This window comes from Clostridium sp. FP1, assembly GCF_011065975.2.
Classification (GTDB): Bacteria; Bacillota; Clostridia; order Clostridiales; family Clostridiaceae; genus Clostridium_AD; species Clostridium_AD tagluense.
This window is the reverse complement of sequence record NZ_JAAMNJ020000001.1, coordinates 4650060-4662485: the sequence shown is the minus strand read 5'-3', so window position 1 is coordinate 4662485 and position 12426 is coordinate 4650060. Positions and strand designations below refer to the sequence as shown.

General features: G+C 28.9%; 12 protein-coding genes. All 12 read left to right on the top strand.

Translation table 11 applies throughout. From position 1 onward, the window contains the following. Window positions 1–18: 18 nt before the first annotated feature. The 12 genes from rfbB to cps2T all read left to right on the top strand — a co-directional run bounded on the left by rfbB (window position 19) and on the right by cps2T (window position 12368). A complete protein-coding gene (gene rfbB, locus G9F70_RS22070) occupies window positions 19–1083 on the top strand; it encodes a dTDP-glucose 4,6-dehydratase (RefSeq protein ID WP_164943945.1) in 1065 nt (354 codons plus the stop codon). Then, the gene (gene rfbC / locus G9F70_RS22065) at window positions 1083–1652 is read left to right on the top strand and encodes a dTDP-4-dehydrorhamnose 3,5-epimerase (protein WP_164943946.1); all 570 of its coding nucleotides are present in this window, start codon (window positions 1083–1085) and stop codon (window positions 1650–1652) included. The genes rfbB and rfbC overlap by 1 nt, the downstream gene beginning before the upstream one ends. 55 nt (window positions 1653–1707) lie before the next feature. Further along, window positions 1708–2688, top strand: coding sequence for a glycosyltransferase (locus G9F70_RS22060; protein ID WP_164943947.1), 981 nt, complete (start codon window positions 1708–1710; stop codon window positions 2686–2688). A gap of 70 nt (window positions 2689–2758) precedes the next feature. Then, window positions 2759–3787, top strand: coding sequence for a glycosyltransferase family 2 protein (locus tag G9F70_RS22055; RefSeq protein WP_224617885.1), 1029 nt, complete (start codon window positions 2759–2761; stop codon window positions 3785–3787). Window positions 3788–3816: 29 nt separating this feature from the next. Continuing rightward, window positions 3817–4845, top strand: a complete 1029-nt coding sequence (locus tag G9F70_RS22050; protein ID WP_164943949.1) for a glycosyltransferase family 2 protein — start codon at window positions 3817–3819, stop codon at window positions 4843–4845. Window positions 4846–4884: 39 nt separating this feature from the next. Next, complete coding sequence (locus tag G9F70_RS22045) at window positions 4885–6099, top strand: polysaccharide pyruvyl transferase family protein (RefSeq protein ID WP_164943950.1); 1215 nt, start codon at window positions 4885–4887, stop codon at window positions 6097–6099. Between the two features lie 35 nt (window positions 6100–6134). Beyond that, window positions 6135–7325: a Coenzyme F420 hydrogenase/dehydrogenase, beta subunit C-terminal domain gene (locus G9F70_RS22040; protein ID WP_164943951.1), complete on the top strand. Its 1191-nt coding sequence runs from the start codon at window positions 6135–6137 to the stop codon at window positions 7323–7325. Continuing rightward, window positions 7315–8847 (top strand): lipopolysaccharide biosynthesis protein, encoded by a 1533-nt coding sequence (locus G9F70_RS22035; RefSeq protein ID WP_164943952.1) that lies wholly within the window; start codon window positions 7315–7317, stop codon window positions 8845–8847. The genes G9F70_RS22040 and G9F70_RS22035 overlap by 11 nt, the downstream gene beginning before the upstream one ends. Continuing rightward, window positions 8831–9844 carry a glycosyltransferase family A protein gene (locus G9F70_RS22030; protein ID WP_164943953.1) on the top strand — a complete coding sequence of 338 codons (1014 nt, stop codon included), beginning with the start codon at window positions 8831–8833 and terminating at the stop codon, window positions 9842–9844. The genes G9F70_RS22035 and G9F70_RS22030 overlap by 17 nt, the downstream gene beginning before the upstream one ends. A 1-nt stretch (window position 9845) precedes the next feature. Beyond that, window positions 9846–10514: a YveK family protein gene (locus G9F70_RS22025; RefSeq protein WP_164943954.1), complete on the top strand. Its 669-nt coding sequence runs from the start codon at window positions 9846–9848 to the stop codon at window positions 10512–10514. Between the two features lie 27 nt (window positions 10515–10541). Further along, window positions 10542–11171, top strand: a complete 630-nt coding sequence (locus tag G9F70_RS22020) for a CpsD/CapB family tyrosine-protein kinase (protein WP_164943955.1) — start codon at window positions 10542–10544, stop codon at window positions 11169–11171. A gap of 45 nt (window positions 11172–11216) precedes the next feature. Then, complete coding sequence (gene cps2T / locus G9F70_RS22015) at window positions 11217–12368, top strand: beta 1-4 rhamnosyltransferase Cps2T (protein ID WP_164943956.1); 1152 nt, start codon at window positions 11217–11219, stop codon at window positions 12366–12368. Window positions 12369–12426: the final 58 nt, after the last annotated feature.

Sequence of the window (12426 nt, the reverse complement as noted above, 5' to 3'; positions counted from 1 at the left end):
AGAATTTGGAGGAGTAAAATGAAAACTTATTTAGTAACAGGAGGAGCAGGGTTTATAGGATCAAACTTTGTTCACTATATTCTAAAGAAATATTCAGATGTTAGAATAGTAAATTTGGACAATCTAACTTATGCAGGAAACTTGGAAAACCTTAAACAAATTGAAAATAATCCAAATTATATTTTTATCCAGGGAGATATTTGTGATAGCGAATTAGTGGGAAAGGTGTTCAAGGAATACAATATTCACTATGTTGTAAACTTTGCAGCAGAATCTCATGTGGATAGAAGCATAGTGAACCCAGAGATATTTGCTCAAACAAATGTACTTGGAACAGTAAATCTTTTAAACTGTGCGAAAAATTCATGGGAGTTTGAAAGTGGCTTCAAGGAAGGTGTCAAATTCCTTCAGGTGTCTACTGATGAGGTATATGGTTCTTTAGGTGAAACAGGGTATTTTGTAGAAACAACACCTATTGACTCGCATAGCCCCTACTCAGCATCAAAGGCTGGCAGTGACTTAATGGTAAAGGCATACTTTGATACATTTAAGATGCCAATGAACATAACTAGATGTTCAAATAATTATGGACCATATCAGTTTCCAGAAAAGCTTATACCTCTTTTAATAAACAATTGTTTAAAGCATGCGGATTTGCCTGTATACGGAGATGGTTTAAATATTCGCGACTGGTTATATGTGGTGGACCATTGTAAGGCTATTGATATGGTATTAACAAAAGGAACAACTGGAGAAGTTTATAATATTGGTGGACATAATGAGAAAGCTAATATTGAGATAGTTGAGGGTATTATTTCTTATTTAAATGAAAATGTAGATAAGGAAATAACAAAAGCATTAATTGTGCATGTTGAAGATAGAAAAGGTCACGATAGAAGATACGCAATAGATCCATCAAAGATAAAGGATGAACTGGGATGGTATCCTGAAACAGCTTTTGAAGTAGGTATAAAAAATACGATTCAGTGGTATTTGGATAATGATAAATGGATGAAAAATGTTACCTCGGGAGAATATCAAAAATACTATAAAAAGATGTATGAAGGAGTAAAAACAGTATAATGAAAAAATTTAAGTTTATTGAAACTACAATAAAAGATTTATATATAATAGAGCCTACAGTTTTTGGAGACAACAGAGGATATTTTATGGAAACTTATAATTTTGATGAATTTAAAGAAGCGGGGCTAGATATGGTGTTCCTTCAGGATAACCAGTCTAAATCTAAAAAGGGAGTACTTAGGGGACTACATTTTCAAAAAGAGTATTCTCAAGGAAAACTTGTTAGAGTTCTAAGTGGTGAAGTATTTGATGTAGCTGTGGACTTGCGAGGCAGATCTGAAACCTATGGTAAATGGGTTGGAGCAATACTGAGTAGTGAGAATAAAAGGCAATTTTATGTACCTGAAGGCTTTGCTCATGGGTTCCTTGTAATGTCAGAGCAGGCAGAATTCGTATATAAATGTACTAATTTATATCACCCTGAGTTTGAGGGATCAATTGCCTGGAATGATGCTAGTATTGGGATAGAATGGCCTTTGAAAGATATAGGAGAAGTGTTACTTTCTGAGAAAGATAAACAGGCGCAACTGTTTGTGGCATTTCAGAAGGAAAGTCACTCACTTCTATAGGTGAAATTACTCGAAATTCACACAAATAAATCGAAGGTTTAACGAGGTGTTTTCCATGAATAGCAATAAACAAATCTTAGTGTCTGTAATTATGAGTGTATACAACGAAAAAGAAAATTGGTTAATAGAAGCAATAGAATCCATATTAACTCAAAGCTATAAAAATTTAGAGTTTATTATTATTTTAGATAATCCAAACAATAGTGAATTAGATGTATTAATTGAAAATTATTGCAAATGCGATGCAAGGATACGATATTTTAAAAATGAAAAAAATATTGGGTTAGTTAAAAGCTTGAATTTTGCATTAAGTCATGCAAAAGGTGATTTTATAGCAAGAATGGATGCAGACGATATATCATTGCCTGATAGATTTGAAAAACAAATAAATTATTTTAATTGTCATCCAGATATAGATTTTATGGGCGCCAGGTGCATTAATATTGATGAAGATGGCAATGAACTATACAAAGATGCAATAATGCCAGAGGATATGAAATTAATAAAAAGTTGTTTAGTAAATGTAGATTTTGTTAATCATCCAACCTGGTTTTTTAAAAAAAAATGTGCAGATAAGCTTCGCGGGTACAGACAAATTACTTGCGCAGAAGATTATGACTTTTTACTAAGACTTATAACTAGCGGATTCAAACTTGCGAGTACTAATGAGTTCTTAGTTAAATATAGAATTAGAAGCAGTGGAATTTCCAAAAGTAATTCATTGCAACAGCTTTTATACTCTAAACAGGTTGTTAAGATGTATAAAGATAGGTTGAAATTTGGATTTGAAAGTGAATCAGTAGAATGTTTAAAGAATATTAAAATTGATGCTAATGAAGAAAGTAAATATAGTTTAGCCTTAGAAGGACTTACTAAATCAAAAGAATATAAGAAAAAAAATGAAGTTTATAGAATTTATCTAATCCTTAAAAGTTATATAAGTTCAAAATATTTACGAATTTTATTAAAGGATATCACTTTTCATAAATTCAAGAAGGCTTTTTATATAAAACCTTCTCATAAAACAACTAATTAGCAATGTAACTTCACAGGTGATAAGTAGAGATCAAGATGATAGTCAAAAGGGGGGTATTTCGTTGAATAGGGTGGATGTCAGTATTATAATACCTGTTTATAATGTACAAGAATACTTGCCTGAGTGTTTAGATAGCGTTATTAAGCAAACTATTAATAATAGAGAAATTATTATAATAAATGATGGATCTACAGATAATTGTTATGAAATATTGAAAGAGTATAAAATAAAATTCCCTGAATTGATTATTATAAATCAGAAAAATAGTGGGATTAGTGAAACTCGAAATGCAGGACTCAAAGCAGCAACTGGAGAATACATAGCATTTGTTGATTCAGATGATTTTATTGAATTAAATATGTTTGAAAAAATGTACAACGCAGCTAAAAGAGAGAGTGCAGACATAGTTATTTGCAATTATATATTATATATGGACATGCCTGATAAATATAAATCGGATAGTGAAAAATACCATCAAACCATAGAAGGAATTGATAAAGAGGGCCATATAGATAAAATTGAGGCTCTTAGGAAGTTTTTATTAAATGATATCAAGGCCTATGCATGGAATAAGCTGCATAAAAGAGAACTTTTTACAGAAAACAAAATTTTGTTTCCTGATTTTATAGTATGTGAAGATACTCCTGTACTATTTTTAACACTGGCTTGTTCAAAGAAAATCTTTTTAATGAGTGAACCATTATATTATTACAGGCAAAGAGAAGCATCACTTACAAAAGTATTTTCAATAAAGTCAATGGAGGATATGCTAGCAGGTTGCTATATCATGAGAGATTATATAACAGCGGATCCACTGCTTTATGAAAAATTAATTCATTATTATGCAGTGTATATGATAAAAACCTTATGGGTAATACACAACAAATATTGGACTGAGTATTGTGAAACAGGAGAAAAGAGCAATTATTTAGATTTTAAAAAAATAATTAAAAAAGAGGTCACAGCTTTAAAAATTTCTGAAATCATAAGTAATAGTAAGCTATCACTTAAATATAAAGTTAATGCGTTACTTATAAAGACAAGAACTTATGGTCTTATATTTCGCATATTATATAAATTTAGATCTTTAAAGAAATAATAAGTAGCTGATGATTAAGGAGTGTTGTTATGCCTCAGATAAGTATTATAGTTCCGATTTATAATGGAGCGAAATATATTAATAAGTGTATAGAGATGATTTTAAATCAAACATTTAAAGATTTTGAATTAATAATAATAAATGATGGATCTACTGATAATAGCGTAGAAATGTGTAATGAATACGCAGAAAAAGACAGTAGAATAAGATTAATTAGTAAAGAAAATGGAGGGACTTGGGCTGCAAGAAATATAGGAATAGATATTTCTTCGGGTAAATACATTATATTTTTTGATTGTGATGATTGGTATGAAGACAATCTACTTCAGGAGATGTATAAGTGTATTGATGAGCACCAGGTTGATTTAGTTATATCAGGTCAAACTAATGTTACTGTAGACGCAAGTGGAAAAATTTTAAGAAGAACAAAAGTATTGCCAAGAAAACATTTTTTTGAGACAAAAGATGAAATTTTAAGTAATTTTATTTTACTAAGAAAAGAAGAAATTGGAGATACTCTATGGAATAAGATTTACAAATCAGAAATTATAAAGAAATATGATTTGAAATTTGAGAATTTCAAACGTGGAGAAGATACGGTATTTAATGCTAATTACTATGATCATATAGACAAATGTATAGTCTTAGGTGCTGCTTTTTATGATTATAGAATTGAGAAGGCCAATCCAGTATGGTTAAAGTATTCAGAGAATTATTTAAATGTTATTTTAGAAGAAAATATAACCCTTATAAATAAGCTGGAGAAGTGGGGTAAATATGATGATAAGGCTATAGAATACCAGGCAAATCATTTTATTTATTGCATAATTGAATATTTATATGGAGTAGTTTATGCTAAAAATCACTTAAATTTTAAAAATAAATATGAAAAAATAGGGTCGCTATTAAATGATGAAGGCGTTATAGAATATTTAGGTAATTGTAATGTGATTGGAAAACTTAGTAGATTAATTGTTAAATATATGAGATCTAAAAATGTTGTATTAGTATTATTTTTGGTAAAAATTAAATTAATACAAAATAATATAAGAGACTAAAAAAATAGGATTAAAAATCAATAGCTAGGAGTAGATTTTATGAAAATTTATATAAAACATATATGGAACACATTTAATTATGGAAGTTGCATGATGGCAATAACACTAATTAATAAAATAAATCAGAATTATGATAATGTTATATTTTATGTGGATGTTAACTCCGATATAGATTTAGAAAGATTAAAAAGTGAAGTAGCAGGCGCAAACATAAAAAGGTCTAGAATAGACGCCACAGATAATCTATTAAAAAAATGTATAAATAAAATTAGACGTATAAAGTTAAATAAAATTATTGAAAACATAGAAAATATAATAATTATCGGTGGAGATGACATATCTGAGTACTATGGAATAGATCGATTAGAAAGTGAATTACATAAATTAAAAAAGGAAAGCCAGCGTAAGAATATATATTTAATAGGTCATACAATGGGACCTTTTACAGGTAATAGAGGAGAACTAGCTAGGCAGTGTTTAAGTGAAACTAAAATTCATACAAGAGATGATAAAAATTTAAATTATTTAAAAAGTTTAAACTTCAAAAATGCAAAATCTGGAAGAGATTTAGCCTTTATTGAATTACCAATGCAATATCAATATGATAACAAAGTAAGTGAATATAATCTGGAAGAGAATAAATATATAACCTTAGTACCTTCAGGACTTGTTGAAAGTTATACAAACAATTTTGATGATTATATTAGAAATTGGGTAAATATTATTAAAGAATTATGGGTAAGTGATAAATTTGAAAAAATAGTTTTACTTATGCACGTCTCAGAACCTGACACTTTAGAATCAGATAATGATGATAGACGAGCAATAAATAAAATAATGGAAAAATTGGATAAAAAAATATTAGGAAAAATTGTTGCCATAACAGAGACGATGTTGCCATCAGAAGCTAGAGAAATACTTGGAAATGGATTATTTACTATAACAGGAAGGATGCATTCGGGTGTATCAACTTTTTATATGAGAAAACCTGCTATTTCATTATCCTATAGCGTTAAGTATTCGGGAGTAATAGGTGATGGATTAGATATGAATGAATTAGTTATTGAATCAGCAGATGAAAAACTGTGGAAATGTGATGAAATAAGTAAATTAGTAAGTGAAAAAGTTGATTTTATTTTGAAAAACTATGATAGTTTAGTTAAAAATATAGATACTAAAGTTTCAGAAACTAGCAAAATTGTAGAGAGTGAACTGAAAGAATTGGTTAGTGAAATAAGAAAATCAAACAAATAATAATTAGATGTTTTATGGGGAGGTGGTAGTAATTAATGAAGAATATATTAAAGTTCACTGAAGATTCTTGCACTGGTTGTTCTCTTTGTAGTTTAATATGTCCACAAAAGGCTATAAGTATATCATTAACTACTAAAGGATTTTATGAACCTAATGTAGATGAAAATAAATGTACAAGTTGTGGGCTTTGTAGGAAGGTTTGTTATAAATTTATAACACCGGAAAATGAATATGATATAGAAAAGGCTATACCTTTTCTTGTATATAGCAAGGATAAAGACATAAGGAAGAAGAGCTCATCTGGTGGAGCCGGTAGAGAAATTGCAAATTATGGACTGTTAAATGATTATTTGGTTTGTGGAGTAAAGTATAATTACGAATTAGATAGGGCAGAGCATGTAATTATTGATAGGCAGGAAGATTTAGATTTAATTACAGGTTCTAAATACATACAGAGTTTTACAACTGGGGCTTTTGAGAAGATAGATAATAAGAAGAAATATATAATTTTTGGAACGCCATGCCAGATGTATGGCTTAAGAAAGTATATACAGCTAAATGGAATTGAGGATAACTTTATATTGGTAGATTTCTTTTGTCACGGAGTTCCATCCTATAAGTTATGGGATAAGTACCTGGTGTATTTGAAGGATGAATATAAAATAAGCAATATAACATCATTAAATTTCAGGGATAAAACCTATGGTTGGCATGACTTTTCAATGAAGATAAGTGGAGATAATAATTATACAAAAACATTAAATGAGGATCTTTATTTAAAGTTCTTTTTATCAAACTTAAATTTGAATGAAAGTTGCTACAATTGCAAATTAAGATTTAATAAAATATATTCAGATATAAGACTGGGTGATTTTTGGGGACCTATGCGAAGTGCTGATGAAAAAGGCTCTTCAATTGTATTATCAAATACGGACAAGGGTTTTAAATTATTGGAAAGTATAAAAGAAAAAATACATTTAGAAGAGGTATCTTTTGAAGAATTAAAGATAAGTCAATATGCGCAGTGCATCCATAAACCAGAATTGTTTGATAGATTTAATGCTGATTTAGGAATGGATTATTCCCTAAAGAAATTACACTTTAGATATATGCTAAAACCAGAATTCATACAGAAATCTAAAAGTATACCTAAAAGGGTGGTAAGAAAATTATTACCAAAGAAAATCAAAAAATATATTAAGGAGAAATTTAAAAGTGAGGATTAAAAATTCATTAAATAATATTATTTTCAATTTAGGAAGCACTTTTATTACTTATATTTTAAGCTTTGTATCACGAAGTATATTTATTTACACACTTGGAGCCCAATATTTGGGCGTTAATGGATTGTTTTCTAACATATTGATGATGTTATCTCTAGCAGAATTGGGCATAGGTACAGCTATTAACTTTAGTTTATATAAGCCTATTGCTCAAAAAGATAATAATAAAATTAGTACTTTAATGACTTTTTACAGAAAAGCATATAGTTTAATTGGATGTATTGTAGCTGTTTTTGGCTTCATTCTAATGTTTTTCTTACATTATATTATTAAAGATGCAAATACAATTGAAAATTTAAGAACAATATATTTGCTTTATTTATTTAGTACAGTTTCAGGATATTTTTTATCTTATAAAACCACGTTGGTTTCAGCATATCAAAAGGAGTATACCCTGGTACCTATTAATGTAGCTATGTCAGCAATAACTATTTTAGGTCAAATAGTTATTCTTATGGCAACAAAGAGCTTTATATATTATTTATTTGTTCAAATAATATTTGGGTTTATACAGCGAATTATTATTAATAATGTTATTACAAAGCAGTATAAAGATATTGACTTTAAAACTAAAGAAAAGTTACCTCAAAGTGAATTAAATGTAATTATTAAAAATGTAAAAGCAATGTTTTATCATAAAATAGGCGATTATTGTGTTAATGGAACTGATAATATAGTAATTTCTACATTTGTAGGTATTAAGGCTGTTGGTTTTTATTCAAACTATACCTTACTTATAACTACGGTAAACGCAATAATAATGATAATATTTAACAGCACATCTGCAAGTTTTGGTGATCTTATTGCCAAAGAAAAACCTGAAAAACGATTAGAGAAATTTAGAGTCTTAAATTTCTTAGGATTTTGTTTTTTTGGATTTGCTACAATCTGTTTTTACAATCTCCTTAATCCATTTATTACATTATGGATAGGTAATAAATACATTCTAGATTTATCTATAATAATCCCCGTAATAATAAACTATTATTTAGTGGGAATGAGAGTCTCACTCGGAATAGTAAAGTCATCTGGAGGGGTTTATGCGCAGGATAGGTTTGTTCCATTAATTCAAGCAATAGTTAATTTATTCTTCTCTATTATACTAGTTAAATATATTGGTTTAGCAGGAGTCTTTTGGGGAACGGTTATAAGTGCTTTTGTCCCAATGATCTACAGACCCTATGTTGTTTATAAATATATATTTGAAACATCATGTAAAAAATATCTAATCCAATATACTCAGTATTTATTAGTTGTGGTGGTAAATATCTTTGTCACAAGCGCTTTATGCAAAATGTTATTTCTTAATGCTGGCTGGGTAAATCTAATTGGAAGATGTTTTGTATGTGTAGTTATACCTAATTTATTAATAGTAGTACTCTTTAGAAAATCCTATGAATTTAAACAACTTATTAACATAGTCAAAGAAAACAAAGGAGGATTCAGGAGTGGGAAAAAAAGTTAGTATAATTACGCCATGCTTGAATGGTGAGAAGTTTGCACAAAGATATCTTGAATCAGTATTAAATCAAACCTATAAAAATATTGAGTTAATATTTATAAATGATGGTTCAACGGATAAAACAGAAGCAGTAGTAAAATCATATATTAATAAATTCCAGCAAAATGGAATGAATTTGACCTACATTTTTCAAGAAAATGCAGGTCAAGCAGCAGCACTAAATGTAGGATTAAAATTATTTACAGGTGAGTATTTAACTTGGCCGGATTCAGATGATTTTTTGTCCATAGATTCTATAGAGAAAAAGGTGAATTTTTTAGAAAAAAATAAGCAATATGGATTAGTCCGAACAGACGCATATATTTTTAATGAAGGAGATATAATAAAGCCAATTGGAACTATAGCTGGTAAAAAGCCTAATAGGTTCAATGAAAAGATATTTGAAGATCTATTAAGTGAAGATACATATTGCTGGAACGGTTGCTATATGCTTAGAACAAGTGCATTTTTAGATGTAAATCCTAAGAGTGAAATATATGCTTCTACAGCTGGCCAAAACTTTCAAATGTTATTACCTATTGCTTATAAATATAAATGCGGATATATAGATGAATCCTTATATAATTATGTAGTGAGGAATGACAGTCATTCTCACTCCGATGAAAATATAAATTTACAAACATCTTTAATTAAAAATAGCAATCACGAGAATATTTTAATAAATGTGATAGATTCTATGGAAGTTGATAAAGTATTTTACAGTGAGATAATAACAGCAAAATATGCAAGACGAAAAATGGCTTTAGCTCTAACATATAAAAATAAAGAAATATTAGTACAGCAATATGAGGTTTTAAGAAAAATGGGAGTATTAAATATGAAGGATAAGATTACATTTGCAAGAGGATTGTCTTTTGTTTTTAATTTGTTCTATAGAATAATTTCTAAAACAATTAGGATTCTTAGGAATATAAGCAAAGAATTACCATGGAGGTATTAAAATGAACAATGAAACTACTGTAGGCTATAAAGAGTTTATAAATGTTATAAAAAGAGGAAAATGGATTATACTCCTACTAACATTATTATTAACATTGACAGCAACGGCTATTAGTTTTTATTTAATGATAAGCTCGAAACCAGTTTATCAAACAAAAATAGGCGTTATAATAGGCGAAAAAGAAGATATAGTTAATGCAAAAGGTTTAATTAGTACATTTGAGGAAATTGCAAGCTCTTCCACTATTGCAAAAAACACTAGTAAAGCATTAAATGGCTCTGTTTCTGCTCTAGAAGTTCAAAAAAGTTACGAAGTTAGTGTAGCAGATGGCGCCCCAATTTTAACAATTATAGCTAGTGGAAAATCGCAAAAGGAGTCCGTGGCTATAGCTAATGCAGTTTATACCTCTTTTACAAAAGAAGTAAAGCGAATATATCCCACACAAACCATGAAAATCATGGAAAATTCAGCTCAAAATGGTCTTGTAAACAATAAATTTAAATTTCTTAATGTTATATTAGCATTTTTACTTGGACTTTTTCTTTCAATATTTATTGTAACCTTCACAGGTTATTTTGATGAAAAAATTAGGACTAAAGATGATGTAGAGAGATATTTAGGACTTGATGTTATTGGAAATTTGCCTAAAAGAAAAAAAACGGACATATAAATATATTTCATAAAGGATGGGTATTTAATGGGAAAAATAAATATTGCAGAAAATCATAAATTAGATTCAATTAATGCTAAAGCATTTTACGAATTAAAAGCAAATATTCAGTTTCTGCGTACGGGCAGTGAAAGTAAAGTTATTATGATATGCAGTGCAGAAGAAAAGGTAGGCAGGTCCACTACAGCTGCATATCTTTCCTTAGTACTCGCTCAAAGTGGTAAAAAAACTATACTTATTGATTGTGACCAAAGAAATTCTAATATACATAATATGTTTAATTTATCAAATGATAGAGGTCTAGTGAATTTTCTGTCAGGAGATATTAAGCTTGAAGCAGCAATTAATACTACAAAACAAAAGAATTTATCTATAATAACTTCTGGCGCAAATGCATTAAACTATGCGGAACTTTTTGTATCAGAGAAATTCAATGAATTTACCGGATTTTTAAAAAAAGATTATGATTATATTATTATTGATTCTTCACCACTTACTGAAAGTGCCGATGCTAAGGCCATGGCAAAGAATGCTGATGGTTGTGTACTTGTGATTAAGTATGGTGGGACAGAAAGAAAGACTGCTATAAAAGCTAAAGAAATTTTGGAAAAGGTAAATGCCAGTATTATAGGCGTATTTTTGAATAAAACAAATTAATAGATTGCTAATAATCTTACAAAAGAGAAATAGAGGTGTGCACAAATGAAAAATATATTTATTATAGGTTCAAAAGGAATACCAGCAAATTATGGCGGGTTTGAAACTTTTGTAGATAAGTTAACTCTTTATAAAAAAAATGATGCTATAAAGTATCATGTAGCTTGTCTAAATGTGCGAAATGAAGAGTTTTATTATAATAAGGCAAGATGTTTTAATGTACGGGTAAAAGAAATAGGTAGCGCTAAAGCTGTGCTGTATGACTTTCAAGCTTTAAGCAAATCTATAAAGTATATTCAGGATAATAATTTATCTAATTCGATTATTCTTATTCTTGCTTGTCGTATTGGGCCATTCTTATGGTTTTACAAGAAAAAACTAAAAGATTTAGGGATAAAGCTTTATGTAAATCCTGATGGACATGAATGGAAAAGAAGTAAATGGATTGCACCAATAAGGGCTTACTGGAAATTTTCTGAAAAATTAATGGTTAAACATGCAGATTTACAAATATGCGATTCAAGAGGTATAGAGGATTATATAAAATCAGGGTACAAGGGGTATAATCCTAAAACTACATTTATAGCTTATGGAGCGGAAATTGGAAGATCTAATCTAAGGGAAAATGATGCAATAATAACAGACTGGTTTAATAAGTTTTCAGTAAAAAGAAAATCATACTACTTAATAGTTGGAAGGTTTGTACCTGAGAATAATTATGAGACTATGATAAGAGAATTTATGAAGTCTGATGTTGATAAAGATCTAGTTATAATTACAAATTTAGAGAAAAATAAATTTTATGAAAGATTACTAAAGGCCACAAATTTTACTAGTGATAAAAGAGTAAAATTTGTAGGAACTGTATATGATAATGAACTTCTAAAAAAAATACGAGAAGAGGCATTTGCATATCTCCATGGACATGAAGTAGGGGGAACAAATCCTTCGTTACTAGAAGCTCTTTCAAGTACTGATATTAATTTGCTTTTAGGTGTTAATTTTAATAAGGAAGTAGGGAAAGAGGGAGCACTGTATTTTAGTAAACAAGATGGTGACTTAGCATCCACAATAAATAAAGCTGAAAAATTAAAAGAAGATGAGATAGAAATAATGTCTAGAACAGCTAAAAATATTATTGAACAATTTTATTCTTGGGACAAGATTGTTAATGATTATGAAGAGCTTTTCTTATAAACAAAGGAGGTGCGGCGTTATTAAAATATTGCATTATTCCCTAGGACTACCACCTCTT

Excerpts from the sequence above, each read along its gene's own strand:
- rfbB (WP_164943945.1), top strand. The coding sequence starts at position 19 with ATGAAAACTTATTTAGTAACAGGAGGAGCAGGGTTTATAGGATCAAAC.
- rfbC (WP_164943946.1), top strand. The coding sequence starts at position 1,083 with ATGAAAAAATTTAAGTTTATTGAAACTACAATAAAAGATTTATATATA.
- G9F70_RS22060 (WP_164943947.1), top strand. The coding sequence starts at position 1,708 with ATGAATAGCAATAAACAAATCTTAGTGTCTGTAATTATGAGTGTATAC.
- G9F70_RS22050 (WP_164943949.1), top strand. The coding sequence starts at position 3,817 with ATGCCTCAGATAAGTATTATAGTTCCGATTTATAATGGAGCGAAATAT.
- G9F70_RS22045 (WP_164943950.1), top strand. The coding sequence starts at position 4,885 with ATGAAAATTTATATAAAACATATATGGAACACATTTAATTATGGAAGT.
- G9F70_RS22040 (WP_164943951.1), top strand. The coding sequence starts at position 6,135 with ATGAAGAATATATTAAAGTTCACTGAAGATTCTTGCACTGGTTGTTCT.
- G9F70_RS22025 (WP_164943954.1), top strand. The coding sequence starts at position 9,846 with ATGAACAATGAAACTACTGTAGGCTATAAAGAGTTTATAAATGTTATA.
- G9F70_RS22020 (WP_164943955.1), top strand. The coding sequence starts at position 10,542 with ATGGGAAAAATAAATATTGCAGAAAATCATAAATTAGATTCAATTAAT.
- cps2T (WP_164943956.1), top strand. The coding sequence starts at position 11,217 with ATGAAAAATATATTTATTATAGGTTCAAAAGGAATACCAGCAAATTAT.